The 15,874-nt window shown below is 44.5% G+C and carries 12 protein-coding genes; all 12 read right to left on the bottom strand.

The features are described from left to right. Position 1 precedes the first annotated feature (1 nt). A complete protein-coding gene (murC, locus tag O3621_RS11195) occupies positions 2-1,336 on the bottom strand; it encodes a UDP-N-acetylmuramate--L-alanine ligase (protein WP_371514166.1) in 1,335 nt (444 codons plus the stop codon). A gap of 282 nt (positions 1,337-1,618) precedes the next feature. Further along, the gene (locus O3621_RS11190) at positions 1,619-2,278 is read right to left on the bottom strand and encodes a cystathionine gamma-synthase (protein WP_371514165.1); all 660 of its coding nucleotides are present in this window, start codon (positions 2,276-2,278) and stop codon (positions 1,619-1,621) included. A gap of 54 nt (positions 2,279-2,332) precedes the next feature. Continuing rightward, complete coding sequence (locus O3621_RS11185) at positions 2,333-5,434, bottom strand: DEAD/DEAH box helicase (RefSeq protein ID WP_314449551.1); 3,102 nt, start codon at positions 5,432-5,434, stop codon at positions 2,333-2,335. Positions 5,435-5,561: 127 nt separating this feature from the next. After that, a complete protein-coding gene (gene der, locus O3621_RS11180) occupies positions 5,562-6,872 on the bottom strand; it encodes a ribosome biogenesis GTPase Der (RefSeq protein ID WP_314449555.1) in 1,311 nt (436 codons plus the stop codon). A 42-nt stretch (positions 6,873-6,914) separates the two neighbouring features. Beyond that, positions 6,915-7,631: an NADPH-dependent oxidoreductase gene (locus tag O3621_RS11175; RefSeq protein WP_311154916.1), complete on the bottom strand. Its 717-nt coding sequence runs from the start codon at positions 7,629-7,631 to the stop codon at positions 6,915-6,917. Continuing rightward, complete coding sequence (dnaI, locus tag O3621_RS11170) at positions 7,628-8,527, bottom strand: primosomal protein DnaI (protein WP_314449559.1); 900 nt, start codon at positions 8,525-8,527, stop codon at positions 7,628-7,630. The genes O3621_RS11175 and dnaI overlap by 4 nt, the downstream gene beginning before the upstream one ends. Beyond that, the gene (locus O3621_RS11165; protein WP_314449561.1) at positions 8,528-9,682 is read right to left on the bottom strand and encodes a DnaD domain protein; all 1,155 of its coding nucleotides are present in this window, start codon (positions 9,680-9,682) and stop codon (positions 8,528-8,530) included. Further along, complete coding sequence (gene nrdR, locus O3621_RS11160) at positions 9,683-10,156, bottom strand: transcriptional regulator NrdR (protein WP_002894570.1); 474 nt, start codon at positions 10,154-10,156, stop codon at positions 9,683-9,685. A 170-nt stretch (positions 10,157-10,326) separates the two neighbouring features. Further along, positions 10,327-11,142: an endonuclease/exonuclease/phosphatase family protein gene (locus O3621_RS11155; RefSeq protein WP_314449564.1), complete on the bottom strand. Its 816-nt coding sequence runs from the start codon at positions 11,140-11,142 to the stop codon at positions 10,327-10,329. A gap of 17 nt (positions 11,143-11,159) precedes the next feature. After that, positions 11,160-13,361 (bottom strand): PTS transporter subunit IIBC, encoded by a 2,202-nt coding sequence (locus tag O3621_RS11150; RefSeq protein ID WP_111675416.1) that lies wholly within the window; start codon positions 13,359-13,361, stop codon positions 11,160-11,162. 288 nt (positions 13,362-13,649) lie between these two features. Further along, positions 13,650-14,339 (bottom strand): DNA-binding response regulator, encoded by a 690-nt coding sequence (locus O3621_RS11145; protein ID WP_371514164.1) that lies wholly within the window; start codon positions 14,337-14,339, stop codon positions 13,650-13,652. Between the two features lie 9 nt (positions 14,340-14,348). Continuing rightward, positions 14,349-15,773 (bottom strand): NADP-dependent phosphogluconate dehydrogenase, encoded by a 1,425-nt coding sequence (gndA, locus tag O3621_RS11140; RefSeq protein ID WP_371514163.1) that lies wholly within the window; start codon positions 15,771-15,773, stop codon positions 14,349-14,351. Between the last annotated feature and the right edge of the window lie 101 nt (positions 15,774-15,874).

The raw sequence follows: 15,874 nt of genomic DNA, 5'->3' as shown, positions 1-15,874 counted from the left end.
CCTACTGAACGTTGCTGGTAAGATTGGACAGGAGACGTTCAAAGGAATATTCATAGGTCTGGATGTCTCCAGCTCCCATAAAGACATAAACGGCATTATCGTGGTCAAGAAGCGGAGAAACATTATCCACGTCAATGACCTTGGCCCGCTTCACAATCTTTTCAGCCAAATCTTCGACCTTAACATCACCATTGTCCACCTCACGCGCAGATCCGTAAATCTGAGCTAGGTAGACTGAGTCAGCCTGATTAAGGGCATCCGCAAATTCGTCCAAAAGAGCAATGGTCCGAGTGAAGGTATGCGGTTGGAAGATTGCCACGATTTCCTTGCTTGGATACTTCTGACGAGCTGCATCCAGAGTCGCAATAATTTCCGTCGGATGGTGAGCAAAGTCATCAATGATGACTGTGTCGTTAACAATCTTTTCAGTAAAGCGGCGCTTAACTCCGCCAAAGGTCTTGAGGTGTTCCCGAACTAGATTCAGATCAAGACCTGCTGTATACAAGAGGCCGATGACTGCTGTCGCATTCATAATGTTGTGGCGGCCAAAGCTTGGAATTTGGAACTCACCCAGTTCCTGACCGCGGAAAGAAACTTTAAATCCTGAACCGCTGGTGGAGCGCAAGAGGTCGTGAGCGACAAAGTCATTGCCTTCTTCCTTGAATCCATAGTAGTAAATCGGAGCCTTGGACGTAATCCGGCGCAGCTGCTCATCTTCTCCATAAATGAAGAGTCCTTTGGTAATCTGCTTGGCATAGTCATTGAAAGCGTTAAAGACATCTTCCAGGCTCGTGAAATAATCCGGATGGTCAAAGTCGATATTGGTAATAATCGAATATTCCGGATGATAAGGCATGAAATGACGCTCGTACTCGTCCGACTCAAAGACAAAGTACTTGGCATTGACAGAACCGCGGCCTGTGCCATCCCCAATCAGATAGCTAGTATCCGTGATATTGGAGAGAACATGGGAGAGAATACCCGTTGTAGAGGTCTTCCCGTGGGCACCAGCCACTCCCAAGCTGACAAAGTCACGCATAAAGCCACCTAAAAATTCATGGTAGCGTTTATAGCCAATACCGTTTGCGTCTGCATAGGCAATTTCTACATTGTTATCCGGACGAAAGGCATTGCCGGCAATGATTTCATAGTCTGGCTGGATATTCTTTTCATCAAAAGGCAGGATGGAAATGCCAGCCTGCTCCAGACCGCGCTGAGTGAAATAATATTTATCAACATCACTGCCCTGAACCTTATGGCCCATCTGGTGCAACATCAAAGCCAAAGCGCTCATACCAGAGCCCTTAATCCCGATAAAATGATAGGTTTTCGTCATGATTACTCCTTAAGATACAAGGCCATAAAAGCAGGACAAAAGAGGAAAATCTCCGCGGACTGGAATCAGCCCGCAGGGATTTTCTTTATGTACAAGCTTTTAGGCACCACCAAAACACCAAAGAAGCCGGACCAATCAGTAAGTCCCAGCTTCTAGCATCAGTCTTCTTCAACCGATAATGGATGTTATATGCAGATAGATTTTACATTTACATAATCAACTAGCAATTTTCCTTATAAACATCAGAAAATTGCAGGCAGAAAAGACTCGAGCAAGCCAGCTTTAATCGCTATCAAGACCTGTCAAGTTCAGCTCTTGAGCCTTAGAATGCTTCAACTGCTCTTCCTTAGCTTTATCCTGATTATAGATCTGACTGGTTTTCAAAAAATCATAATTGTTCTTCTTAGGCTTTTCTTCCGGCTCCTGCGGATGAGGGCTGTACTCAGGCTGAATATCTGCCAAAATATAGTTATCCTGCTGAAGCCTGTCGCCAAACTTCGTAAATTCGCCCGATGTATTCTTTTGAAAAGGGGCAGTTGGCTTCGGTCTTTCCGCATTAGAAGCTGTCGGAAGCTTTCTGCTGCGGACCTTAGTCGGAAGGTCGCTGGTCAGATAAGGCGCTGAACGCTTCTTTTTCAAATCTGCCCGAGCTTCCTCGCGTGCCTGCTCAGCATAACGAATGGCCGGATCTTTCTTATCAATCGGCTTTTTAAAATCCTTGAAAGCAGACTGCTTTTGCAGCGGTCTTCTGATAGCCTGACTGGCAGCGATGGGAGCATGCCTGTTGGAGTCCACAATCGGCATCCATTCCAAATAATTACGGTCTGTATAGTCTCCGGTAATGTTGCTAATGAGATCCAGTTCATCATAAAGATTCATATGCGGCATTTCCGTCAGCATGATTTCATCATCTGACACCAGAGGAAATTGTTTATCAGTCATATCTTTTTCCTTTCAACCCTTCATTATTATAAACTATTCAGGCTATTTTTCAAGCTATTCTGCTGAAATTCCCAGAATTTCTCGAATTTCCTCCACAGAGAGACTGGATTTGGCTTCAGCTCCATCGAGAATAGTCGAAACCAGATTGCGCTTGCTCTCCTGCAGCTCCTGTATCTTCTCCTCAATCGTACCCCGTGTAATCATCCGATAGACTTCGACATTGCGCTCCTGACCGATACGGTGGGCACGGCCGATGGCCTGGGCCTCAACCGCTGGATTCCACCAGAGGTCGACCAAGATGACTGTGTCTGCACCAGTCAGATTGAGACCGACACCTCCAGCCTTGAGGGAAATCAGAAAGGCTGAACGCTGGCCCTCATTGAAGGCTGTTGTCATGTCCTGACGCTCCTTGGCTGGAGTAGAGCCTGTAATCTTAAAGGACTCCATGCCCATCTTGTCCAGCTCACTCTCGATGATATCTAGCATACCACGAAATTGTGAAAATATGAGGACACGGCGATTACCATCTTGTATCTGTTCAAGTAATTCCCGCAAACTTTCCAGCTTACCGCTCTCGCCCTCGTAATCATCCATAAACAGCTTCGGAGTGTCACAGATCTGGCGGAGGCGCATAAGACCTGACAGAATCTCTATCTTGCTGCGGTTGATTTCATCTTCTGTCGCATGGATAATTCTGTCCTGCATCTGCTTGAGCAGAGCCAGATAAATGGTCTTCTGGCTATCTGCCAATTCATTGCGATAGGCAACTTCAATCAAATCAGGCAACTCCTGCAGCACATCTTCTTTCTTGCGCCGCATGACAAATGGCTTGATATAACGGGCGACTTTCTCAGCCGGCAGTTTTAAAAATTCCTTTTTGCTTGGCAAAAGTCCTGGCATGACAATCTGGAAAATAGACCAAAGTTCTCCCAGATTATTTTCAATCGGCGTCCCAGAAAGGGCATAGGTATGCTCCACTTCAAAATCCCGCAAATACTGCGCAATCTTGGTCTGGTCATTTTTCATCACCTGAGCCTCATCCAAAATCAAATACTGGAAGTGATTATCCCGGTATTCTTCCACATCCTGCCTGAAGGAAGCATAGCTGGTAATGGTAATCTGATGCTTCTCCGCAATCAGCTCATCACGAACATTTTTCAGACCATACACCACCGCCACATCCAAATGCGGAGCAAATTTAGCAAACTCATCGCTCCAGTTGTAAATCAGGCTGGATGGCGCCAAGATTAAGACTTTCTTAGAGTCATCTATACGCGAACTCAGAAAAGAAATTGTCTGCAGGGTTTTCCCTAGTCCCATATCGTCAGCCAAGATGCCACCGAAGCCATACTTATCCAGCATGGATAACCACTTGACACCCGTCTCTTGGTAATCCCGAAGGTCAGCCTTGACTTGCAGCTGGGGAAGAGGAAATTCCTCAGGGTGAGTCAGGTCAAAGGCCAGCTGCTGTACATCTTTTGAAAACTGTACCCTATCCTTGCCCTTAAAAAACTCTGCCAGTTGATAAGCTGCCAGACTGCTGGTCTGAATGAAGCCATTTTTAGTCCGCTTACTCCGCAGCTGCTGCAAAGTCCGACTCATCTCCTTGGTCTCTTCATCGAAAATCAAGACTTGCCCGGACTTACTGATAAAGAAGTCCTGCTCCTTAAAGAGCGAATCAAGAACTGCGTCAATCTCTGACTGCGCAATGCCAGCAAAATCGAAACCAATATCTAAGAGGCCGCCCTTCATCTTGACAGAGATCCTTGGACTTTCTGTCTGTGCCAGTGCCTCTAACTCTTCTGTCATGCTGACACGGCCCAAAGCCTCAAAATTGGGAATCACTTCCGAGAAGAAATGGTAAATTTCTTCTGGCTTCAGAGGCGGTCGCTGACTGTAAAAGTCTGCCACAAAACCTGCCTGCAGCATTTGCTTAAAGACTTGCTGCTCATGCTCAAAATTACCCGCAAAAGGCAGACGTTCCAAATCTTTGCGAGTCGTCACCTTCCTGTCTCCATAGTCAAAGACAGTGTCCAAAATCAAACGCTTGTCAGGACCGATGTCAAAGGCAAACTTGGCTGTAAAGTCATGAATCATCATACTTTCAGGCGCTTCTACTCGGCCAACCTTTTTAAACTCAGACAAACTGGAAGCCAGCTTTGTTCTCTCTGACAAGTCGAATTGCAGGCGCTTCAACCGATCATGCTCTATAGGCAACTCCCGTAAAGCCTTTATTAGTCTAATCTGCTGAGGATTTAGCTGGTAGAAGGTATCTCCATAAAAGATAAACTGCCCATCATAAAGCATCTTATAATTCTTCTCAGCAATGACTAGCTCAAAATGCTCTTCATGCTCTTCCACTTGGAAAGTATAAACTTCTGCCTCTTCATGCAAATCTTGGAAAAAGACTTCACTGTAGTCATAAAGGCTGTACTCTAAGCGGAAAGAAGACAGATTCATCAGGAAGATAACCCCCTCTTCAAAGATACTAGCCGGGAAGAAAAGATTGCGCCCAGCATTTGGGAAAATCAAAGAGGAATCTTGCCCCTGATAGTCAGGCACTAGCCCCTGCAGGAAAACGAGCAAATCTTGACTGGCTTCATCAAAATCCTCCAAATGAATAGCCTCATAGTAACTCTTACCAATCTGATAATGCCCGCCCTTTTCCAAGGTCCGAAGGAAGGAAAGAACGTCTCGGACAACATAAGAGCGCTCGTCCGGCAAGCGACTGATTCGGAGACTCCAGAGAAACTGTCCTGTATAAGAATCCTCCTGACCAGTAGCCGAAAGCTCATAACGAACCTGTTGATTGGATTTATCCGGCAAGACCTTATCCAAGAACAAGCTTCCAAAAGAAACCAACTCTTGGGTCTCCTGACTGGTCAACTCCTCTTCTTCCATACTCTTTAGCACATCTTTTCCTGATGGGGCATTTTTCAGATAATACTCCAAGGCTGCCAGATGGGCGCAGTATTTTTTCTTCTGGAAAAAGTCACAATAACAAAAGATGACATCATCATCCAAGCTATAGCGCAAATTGCACTCATCTACACGAGCATATAAAAGTGAATCACTGACCTCAAGGATTACTACCTTATTGTTTTCAACCAGGGCAATTCCTTCTGTCCGAATCTTACCAGGAATTAATTTTGCCATAATTACCACCTTACATTTATCTCCCCATTATACCACACTTTCGATATAAAAAAAGAAAAGCAAGCTCTTATGCTTACTTTCATTTTTACATATAAACGTATGTTTGTCAAATTGCTGTTTTCAAACTCTACTTCCGCTTCCTTGCTATCAGGTGAATGGGCGTCCCTTCAAAGATAAAGGCCTTGCGGATTTGATTTTCCAAGAAACGCAGATAAGAGAAGTGCATGAGCTCTTCTTCGTTGACAAAGATGACAAAGGTCGGCGGTTTGGTCGCTACCTGAGTCGCATAAAAAATCTTGAGACGCTTGCCCTTGTCAGTCGGTGTCGGATTAATCGCGATAGCATCCATGATAACGTCATTAAGCACTGCTGACGGAATACGCGTGTTTTGGCTTTGACTAATCTGCTTAATCATGTCCGGCAGCTTATGGAGACGCTGCTTGGTCAGGGCAGAAACAAAGATAATTGGCGCATAAGACAAATACTGGAACTGGTCTCGGATATCTTCTTCCCAGTCTTTCATGGTATGGTTGTCTTTGTCCAGCGTATCCCACTTATTGACAACAATAACAATACCTTTTCCAGCTTCATGGGCAAAGCCAGCGATTCGCTTGTCGTACTCACGAATTCCTTCTTCGGCATTCAGCACCATCAGAACGACATCTGAGCGATCGATCGCCCTCATAGCCCGCATGACAGAGTACTTTTCCGTATTTTCATAGACCTTGCCTGACTTGCGCATACCAGCCGTGTCGATCATGGTAAATTCCTGACCTTCACTGTCCGTAAAGACCGTATCAATAGCGTCACGCGTTGTACCAGCCACAGGACTAGCAATGACTCGGTCTTCCCCCAAGATAGCATTGATCAAGCTAGACTTGCCAACATTAGGGCGGCCAATCAAGCTAAACTTAATCATATCAGGATTTTCGACGACTTCTTCATTTGGCAGGTTTTCAACAATAGCGTCCAGAACATCCCCTGTACCAATCCCGTGAACTGAGGAAACTGGGAATGGATCACCCAATCCCAGCGCATAGAAATCAAAAATTTCATTGCGCATTTCGGGATTGTCAACCTTATTGACCGCTAAAATAATCGGCTTATGAGTCTTATAGAGCATGCGAGCCACATACTCGTCCGCATCCGTGATACCTTCCTTGCCAGACACGACAAAAACGATAACATCTGCTTCGTCCATGGCGATCTCAGCTTGGTGTTTGATTTGCTCCATAAAAGGCGCGTCAACATCGTCAATTCCGCCCGTATCAATAATACTAAACTTACGGTTGAGCCAGCTTGCTGTAGCATAGATTCGGTCGCGGGTCACCCCTTCAACATCTTCCACAATGGAAATTCGCTCACCTGCAATCCGATTGAAGAGCGTTGATTTGCCGACATTGGGACGGCCGACAATGGCAATAGTTGGTAAGGCCATGTTTTTCCTCTTTCATTCTTTAGGACAGAGCCAAACTCCGCCCTATTTTTCTAATTTCTTTTCTTTGAACAATTGGTCAATAGCCTGATTAGGCTCCTGACCAAATTGGGCAGCTAGGCGCTGACTCCAGGTTTCCTTAGCTCGCTCGCCAGCATATTCAGTCTGTACGCAGTCATAGGCTTGAATAGTTGCACAATCCTGTTCACGATATTCTTCCTCAAAGACCACTGCTTCATAAGGCAAACGTGGCTTGACTGCATGGTTCTGGTTGGGAGTTCCCAGAGCAATCCCAAAGACTGGATAAGTGTAGTCCGGCAGTTTGAAAAGCTCCGCTATTTGACTAGCAGCATAACGAACCAGTCCAATGATTACCCCGCCATAACCCAAACTTTCAGCTGCTAACAGGGTATTTTGCCCCGCCAAAGCGGCATCTACTGAGCTAATCAGGAGGTTTTCTGTTCCCTCAGGATAAAAGTCTTCCGTATGCATGTGAACGCCTTTTTGGGCACGATTGAGGTCGCCAACAAAAAGCAGGAAGGCCGAAGACTGCCGAATGGCTTCTTGGGGCACCAGATCAAAAAGAGCTTCTTTTTTCTCTTTGCTTCGCACCACAATGATAGAGTATGACTGGAAATTTTTCCAGCTGGACGCAGCCCGCCCAGCATCAATGATGGCACGTAATTCCTTATCCGAAATCTGCGCCTCCGTAAAGCGGCGAACAGACGTATGAGCTTTCATCAAGTTAATTGTTTCATTCATCGGCGGTTCTCTCCTTCTAGGCGTACCTCCTGAGTCAGAAACTTAATCCGCTCCATAACTCGCTTGGCCTGCCAAGTCTCATCGCCATTCTTAGAGCTGGCAAAGTGACGCTCTAAATCCGCAAAACTAAAGTTAGAAGTAAAGAAAGTTGGCAGATTTTCCTGCATGCGGTGCTGGAGAATGACCTGCAAAATCTCATCCCGTATCCAAGGACTGGACTGCTCTGCGCCAATGTCATCCAAGATCAGCACTTGGGCTATCTTGACCTGGTCGATCTTCTCCTTGACCAAGCCTGAACTGATCGCATTCTTCACATCCAAAACAAAACTCGGATAGTGGAGCAGTGTCGTTGAAACACTGCGTTTTTCTGACAAATCATGCGCCAGAGCAGCCATCATGTAGCTTTTTCCGACACCAAAATCGCCGTAGAGATAAACAGCCTTCTGATAATTCGGAAACTCAGCAATGAAGTTGGTCAACAGTTCAAAAGCCTTGTAGCGACCAACATCATCCAGATCCACCTGAGCCAGACTGGCCTCCTTGAGACTGGCTGGTAGGCTGATAAGATTGAGACGGCTTCTAATGGCTTCCTGTCTCTCCTGCTCAATCAACTCAGGCGTCTCTTCATAGGCAACATCCGCGTAGCCTTCATTTTTCACCAAGATTGGCTTATAGCCCTTAGCAATATAGGTCTCATCCCCCAGCAAAAAGCGGTTGCGCTCCGTAATATACTGGTTAAACTTGGAAACACTGCGCTGAATCTCAGCTTGGGTCAGCTTTTCCTGCTGGATAAAGGCTGCCACATCTGGATCGGCCATAATCTGCTTGACCAGCTCCTGATAGTCAAACTGCCTCACCCTATTCATATGAGGCATATTCTGTCCTATTTTCTCCATTTATTCGCCTCCTCCTTCAAGTTTGGCTAAGAGCCGACGTTTCTGCTCTTCAAGCTCGGCCTGCTTCTCTGCACTCGTTTCATTTTTATAATCCGGCTGACTCCAGTCAGGTACGTTGCTCTTGGTAGAGCCTTGTCCAGATTTAGCTGGACGGTTCTGGGGCTGCTGGTTGCGCTCACGGATTTTCAAGACAGCTTCCTCAGCTGTCGTCACCTTTTGATAAGAAAAATCATTGGCTACCTTGAGAGCATACTTTTCATTGAGATTGGCTGAATCCACCTTATTAAAGGTCAAGAGCAAGATTACGTTGATAACTTCGTCCAAAAGGCCTAATTCAGCTAAATCCAGCAAAAGCTTTCTCTCCGTCCGCGTAATAGCAGCCTGACGGGTTTTTTTGATTTCTGCCAGGAAAACCATTGGCGATGTTCGTTTCGCTTCTTGGATAATAGACTGCTCTTGCTTAGAAAACTGACCTTCTGCTGGCTTCTGAGCTAGCTTTTGCTTCATCCGCTTGGTCGAAATAACCTGAGAAACTGCAGTTTCTCTAGCCAAGACATAGGTCTCATACCAAGTCCACTTTTTCTGCTCAGCAATTGCAAACAATTCTAGCACATCTTCCTTTTCATTGGCAAAACGAAGATTGTCCTGAGCCATCCGTTGCTTGAAGTACTCCAAATCAAAATCATTGACCTTTCGCACTGCTCTTGGTTGCTCAGCTTCCATACCAAACACCTGCATAAAAGGTTTGACCAATTTCTCTCCGCTAGGATTTTCTGGTCGCAGGGTTTCTGCAGCAGCTTCGCCGATTTTCTTTTCCAAGAGCCGGCTGTACACATTATGGCTGAAAAATTCCTCCGCCGTTAAGGTCGGGTGGAGTTGTATCAGATATCGGTCATCTGTTTGATAAAGGTCCACTAGCTTAATCGCCGCCAAACGCTCAAAATTTTCTTCTAAAATATTAAGTCCAAAATCTAAATGATTGAGAATCTGACTGAAGAGGTGCTGCTTTTGTCCATTATCCCCAAAAGACAGCAGATAAAGATAAAGTGTTACCGCTTCTCTCCCCAGAATCGGCAGATAGAGCTTGGTCAAGATAGCAATATCTGGGCTGACTGCATTATTGCGCAAGAAAGAAAACTGATGGTTTGGTTTCATTTATTTGTCCTTTTTCTTCTTGGACCCCTTGGTAATCTGCTTGAGCAGGCTTTCTAGCTCGCCCACATCCTTGAAACTCCGGTAAACACTGGCGAAACGAACGTAGGTGATTTCATCCAGCTCTGCCAGTTCATCCATGACTAAGGATCCAATATATTCACTATTGATTTCATTGTCGCTCTGACTGCGGACCTTTTGCTCGATTCGGTTGACAATCTCCTCTATTTCGTCACTAGATACTGGCCGCTTTTGAGCGGAGCGAATAATACCGTTAAAAATCTTATCCCGAGAAAATTGCTCACGTGTCCCGTCCTTTTTGACAACCACTAGGGTTCTCTCTTCGACGCGCTCGTAGGTCGTGAAGCGGTGCTGACATTCTTCACACTCACGGCGACGGCGGATCGTATTTCCATCTTCTGCCTGTCTGCTATCAACTACACTTGATTTATTCCCACCACATTTCGGACAACGCATACCATTTCCTCCTAGAATCCTAATACTTCATTATAACACGTTTTCAAGAATAACAAAAGACAGCCGTTTGGAGGGTAAAATTTCACCATTTTGATCTAAAAATATGTTTATCAAAAAGAAAAAGAGAGGCAAACCTGTCTCATTCTCAGTCTTGCCTCATCTTTTTACTATTATAAAGTCACTTGCACTTCTAAACCGAAATGGTCACTGACAACAGGGGTTTCTTTCCCGTCAAAAACGACAGCGGAGCGCTCAACGTCCATCCCTTGACTAGTGAAAACATAATCAATCTTCAGAGCATGCTTATTATCATCCCAGCCTGCGATAGTCCCTTCTACTGTTGCCTCTCCGCTAGCTTCTTTTGCAGCGGTATGACTATCCTGCAGCTTCAGCGGACTGGCTAAGATGGCCTGGTAGCCTTGCTGTCCGACCGGATTGTTGAAGTCCCCCATCAGGACCAAGGGACTTTCTGCTTTTAGCAGCTCTGCTTCAAGCTTAGCCCATTCCCCCTGAAAACCTTTATCCCACCAAGACAGATGGCAGGAGGCAATTGTCAGCAATTGACCTTCTACCTCAGTCTCGACTAGCAAGACCTTGCGGGTATGGTAATCCGTAGGATCATTAGCCTCTGATACCAGAACTTCTCTAGGAGCCATAGGATTTCTAGATAGGATTGCCACTCCTTCGTTGTAAATATCAAACCCAATATGATTATAGGCCCAGGACCAATGATAGTCCAGTCCTGCCTCAGCCAATTTTTCTACCAAACAAAGAGCAAAATGGTCTTGATGAATCTCAATTGCACCCTCAACCGCCTGATAGAAAGGAGCCTGAACAACCTGTTCAGACTCCGTTAATTGATTGACTTCCTGCAGGCAAATGACATCATATTTTTCTTGAAGAATGCGTTCTGCAAGCTGATTAAGCTTGGTTTCTTGCTCTTCTTCCATCCAACTATGAGTATTTAATGTCAGGAATTTTGCCATGATTTCTCTTTTCTATATTACAATTCAACCTTAGCAACAACTGTCTTAGCAGATGCTTGACCAAGTTTTTCTACCGTTACAGACTTGATGGCTGCTGCATTGGTGAAGACTACGATTGTTGAAGTTTCACGTCCTGCTTCTTTGATTGCTTCCAAGTCAGCTGTGACTAGAAGATCTCCAGCTGCAACTTTTTGACCTTCAGAAACATGAACTTCAAATGGTTTACCTTCAAGGCTAACAGTTTCCAAACCAATATGTACTAAGACTTCCAAGCCGTTATCTGTCACAAGACCGATAGCATGCTTGCTAGGGAAGACGCTAGTTACTGTACCAGCAACTGGTGAATAAATTTTACCATTTTCTGGCTCAACTGCAAATCCATCACCCATCATTTTTTGTGAGAATACTGGATCTTTAACATCTGCCAAGTCAATGACTTGACCGTCCGCAACAGTTTCAACCTCCTCAGTCACACCTTTGTAAGTAACTTTGGCAGCCGCTGATTCTGCTTTTTGGCTAGGAAGTGTTTCAGGAATCACTTCACCAGAATCCAACAAGTCTTGAATATCAGATTTGAGAACGTCAGCTTTTGGTCCGTAGATAGCTTGAACGCCTTGGCCTTTCATAACCAAGCCCATAGCGCCTTCAGCTTTCCACTGTTCTTCTGTTCCAACTTTTTCAGCATCCTTGACAGTCACACGCAGACGAGTCATACATGCATCTACATCAACGATGTTAGCGCGGCCGCCAAGAAGATTGATAACATTTACTGCTTGAGAAGCTGCAGCAACTTTACCACCAGTTGACTCTGATGAAGAAGCTTCATCTGAACCTTCTGCTGTCTCATAGTTACCGTTACGTCCTGGAGTCGCATAGTTGAACTTCTTGATCATGAAGTTAGAAATGAAGTACATCACAACACCAAAGAGAATCGTTACCCAGATAAAGTTGATGATATCTCCACCAAGACCAGCCTTAACAGTCATAGGGGTACGAGTTAAGAACTCAATTGAGCCAAAAGAGTGAACACGCAAATCAACAATATCAGCCATAGCAAAAGCTGCCCCTTGTACAAAAGCATAAATGATGTATAGCGGTGTCGCTACAAACATGAACATGTACTCGATTGGCTCAGTAACCCCTGTCAAGAAGGTTGCCAGAGCAGTCGCAATCATCATACCTTTGTATTTGTGTTTCTTGTCAGCATCCACATTGTGATAGATAGCTGCTACTACCCCCATAAGAATACCGAAAGATCCAATCATCTGACCAACTTTGAAGCGAGCTGGAGTATATGCGGCAAGAAGGTCTTGATATTTAGATGGATTACTTCCTTTCAGACTAATTAAGTCCTGAACCCAAGCCAACCAAAGTGGATCTTGACCAGCAATTTCTTTACCAATGTCTGTTCCTGTTTGGATTATGTAGGTACCACCTAGCTCAGTATAGTTCATTGGAATAGTCAACATGTGGTGCAAACCAAATGGAAGCAAGAGACGTTCTAGTGTACCATAGATAAATGGTGCCAAAATTGGCGGTGCATTTGTAATCCAAATACCAAAGGCATTAATTCCCGCCTGAATAAACGGCCAAAATACACCAAGAATTAAAGCAATAATAGTTGAGTTTAAGATGACAACAAAAGGAACAAATCTTTTCCCATTAAAGAAAGATAAGGCGTCTGGAAGTTTTCGGAAATTATAATATTTATTGTAAGCAGTTGCTCCGACAAAACCAGCAATAATTCCGACAAAAACTCCCATTTTAAGAGCAGGGGCTCCTAGAATTAATTCAAAATAATCAGACACTTTCAGAGAAAGATCCAATGATTTAATACCGAAACTCATAGTGTGCACCGTAGCATTTGGTTTAGATAACAATTCGCCAGTTACCCCAAATAGAACACCAGTAATTCGATTAATTAAAATGAAGGACAAACCAGCCGCAAAGGCACCGCCAGCTCGTTCTTTAGCCCAGTTTCCACCAATAGCTAGAGCAAATAAAATATGAAGATTACCGATAACACCCCAACCAATTTGTTCCATTACGCCACCAATAGTGACTAAGATTCCCCAATCTTGGTTAATCATTGGAACTGTCTTACCGATACTAATCATCAGTCCTGCTGCCGGCATAACAGCAACGACCACCATCAAAGCTTTACCGAATTTTTGCCAAAATTCAAAGCTAAAAATGTTCTTGAATGAATCTTTCATCATTCAGACCTCCTTATATTTTTTACAAACAAGTCCGTTTTTGTGAAATCGTTTGCATATCGATACATCTATTATAGCACGATTTTTTATTTTGTAAAGGCTTTTATAAAAAAATTTTCTCTTTTTTTGCACCTAAAATACTGCATTTTCTCTTCAAGAGTTATATTTTTGCTATATTTCAACGAAAACGATTGCATAAAATAGTTAGAAAAATCCCATTAGTTCTCCTATCTATACTATAACAAGAGCAAAAAAACTCCGTCTCCTAAGGAGAACAGAGTTTTGAATTTTTTATTCTTGCATGGCATAACCAACACCGCGAACGGTTTTGATATAGCTTGGCTGCCCCTCCACATCAATTTTACTGCGCAGATAACGAATATAAACATCTACAACGTTGGTCTCCGTTGCACTCTCGTACTTCCAGACACGCTCCAGTAGTTGCTCACGTCTCATGACCTTATTGCTGCCCATCAGGGTCACCAGCAGATCGTACTCCCGCCGCGTCAGTGCAATGACTTCCTCACCGCGGTAAACTGTATGATTTTTAATATCCACTCGCAGATTCCTGTAAGAGGTCGGAATTTTTAAGAGGCTGCAGTGCTGGTCGATAAAGTCCCGCCCGCGGAAAATGATGGAGACACGCTCCACTAAGTCACTGATAATGAAAGGCTTGACTACGTAGGAAACAGCAAAATGCTGGATTGCTTCCTGCTGATCTGCAATCTCTTCACGACTAGCCAGAACGATAATGACGGACGCAGGCTTAATCAAGCTCAGCTGCTGAGCAAAATTGCTGGCAGTCATATCTTGAAGATCATAGTTGAGCAAGAGCAAGTCATAATCCACATCTTTAGCCAAAGCCAGTCCCTCTTGACCAGTCTCAGACAAATCTACAAGAAAGCTTTCCTTTTGCAGTTCCAAACTTACAAATCGTGCAAGATTTTTTTCATTTTCTACTAGTAAAATTCGCTTTGCCATAGGCCTATCCTATTTTTCGTCGTACCAAGAATAGTGGTAGGTACCTTCTTTGTCTTTACGGTTATATGTATGAGCACCAAAGTAATCACGCTGCGCCTGAATCAGATTCGCTGGCAGATTTTCCGCACGGTAGCTATCAAAGTAAGCAATGGCGCTGGAGAAGGTTGGCACCGGTACTCCTGCCTGTACAGCCAAGCTGACTACATCACGGACTGCCTGCTGATACTTAGCCGTAATATCCATGAAGTATTCATCTAAGAGCAGGTTTGCAAGATCAGCGTCACGGCCATAAGCATCTGTAATCTTTTGCAAGAAACGAGCACGGATGATACAGCCAGCACGCCAGATAGAAGCAATCTCTCCGAACGGCAGATTCCAATTATTTCCCTTAGAAGCTACACGCAATTGAGCAAATCCTTGAGCATAAGACATGATTTTTGAGAAGTAAAGAGCTTGGCGGATCTTTTCAATCAGCTCTGCCTTGTCTCCCTCAAAGGTGAATGCAGCTGGTTTTGGTAATACCTTGCTAGCAGCCACACGCTCATCTTTATAGGTAGAAATGTAACGCGCAAAGACTGACTCTGTAATCAATGGCAGCGGCACACCTAGATCCAAAGAAGATTGACTGGTCCACTTACCAGTTCCCTTATTACCAGCAGCATCCAGAATGTAGTCAACGATTGGGCCAGCTTGACCTTCATCGTCCTTGCGTGTCAAGATATCCGCTGTAATCTCAATCAGATAGCTGTCCAGCTCGCCTTTGTTCCACTCTGTGAAAATGTCTGCCATTTCACTAGCTGAAAGCCCCAGCAAGTGCTGCATCAAGTCATAACTCTCAGCGATCAGCTGCATATCTCCATATTCAATCCCGTTATGGACCATTTTTACATAGTGACCAGCACCATCAGGACCGATATAGGTCACACATGGTGCACCGTCTTCAGGAGCTTTAGCAGAGATTTCTTCCAATACATCGGCTACCAACTCATAAGCCTCTTTTTGACCACCCGGCATAATAGATGGCCCTTCCAATGCGCCCTTTTCACCACCAGAAACACCTGTACCGATGAAGTTGATACCAGAGTTAGCCAACTCTTCATTACGGCGAATGGTATCTTTGTAGAAAGTATTCCCACCGTCAATCAGGATATCACCCTTATCCAAGTGAGGAAGCAAGGCCTGAATAGTCGCATCTGTACCAGGACCAGCTTGAACCATCAGCATGATCCGACGTGGTTTTTCGATAGAGTTGACAAAAGACTCCACATCATAGCTTGGCACAAAGTTTTTCTCAGGATGAGAGGCAATGACGTCCTCTGTCTTATTTGCTGAGCGGTTATAAATAGCAACTGTATAGCCACGAGATTCGATATTTAGGGCAAGGTTACGGCCCATAACAGCCATACCAACAACACCAAAATTTGCTTTAGTCATTATGTTCTCCTATAGTTTGTTTGTCTTATTTTATCATTTTTAAGGCTTAAAAGAAAGTATTAAGTCGGTGAGAGATGAAAGGGGGGATGGGGAGAAAAACC

Source organism: Streptococcus sp. 20925_1_22 (genome assembly GCF_041431685.1).
Classification (GTDB): domain Bacteria; phylum Bacillota; class Bacilli; order Lactobacillales; family Streptococcaceae; genus Streptococcus.
Note: the sequence above shows the minus strand (reverse complement) of the source record. Positions and strands in the feature narration are given on the sequence as shown.

Excerpts from the sequence above, each read along its gene's own strand:
- murC (WP_371514166.1), bottom strand. The coding sequence starts at position 1,336 with ATGACGAAAACCTATCATTTTATCGGGATTAAGGGCTCTGGTATGAGC.
- O3621_RS11190 (WP_371514165.1), bottom strand. The coding sequence starts at position 2,278 with ATGACTGATAAACAATTTCCTCTGGTGTCAGATGATGAAATCATGCTG.
- O3621_RS11185 (WP_314449551.1), bottom strand. The coding sequence starts at position 5,434 with ATGGCAAAATTAATTCCTGGTAAGATTCGGACAGAAGGAATTGCCCTG.
- der (WP_314449555.1), bottom strand. The coding sequence starts at position 6,872 with ATGGCCTTACCAACTATTGCCATTGTCGGCCGTCCCAATGTCGGCAAA.
- O3621_RS11175 (WP_311154916.1), bottom strand. The coding sequence starts at position 7,631 with ATGAATGAAACAATTAACTTGATGAAAGCTCATACGTCTGTTCGCCGC.
- dnaI (WP_314449559.1), bottom strand. The coding sequence starts at position 8,527 with ATGGAGAAAATAGGACAGAATATGCCTCATATGAATAGGGTGAGGCAG.
- O3621_RS11165 (WP_314449561.1), bottom strand. The coding sequence starts at position 9,682 with ATGAAACCAAACCATCAGTTTTCTTTCTTGCGCAATAATGCAGTCAGC.
- nrdR (WP_002894570.1), bottom strand. The coding sequence starts at position 10,156 with ATGCGTTGTCCGAAATGTGGTGGGAATAAATCAAGTGTAGTTGATAGC.
- O3621_RS11155 (WP_314449564.1), bottom strand. The coding sequence starts at position 11,142 with ATGGCAAAATTCCTGACATTAAATACTCATAGTTGGATGGAAGAAGAG.
- O3621_RS11150 (WP_111675416.1), bottom strand. The coding sequence starts at position 13,361 with ATGATGAAAGATTCATTCAAGAACATTTTTAGCTTTGAATTTTGGCAA.
- O3621_RS11145 (WP_371514164.1), bottom strand. The coding sequence starts at position 14,339 with ATGGCAAAGCGAATTTTACTAGTAGAAAATGAAAAAAATCTTGCACGA.
- gndA (WP_371514163.1), bottom strand. The coding sequence starts at position 15,773 with ATGACTAAAGCAAATTTTGGTGTTGTTGGTATGGCTGTTATGGGCCGT.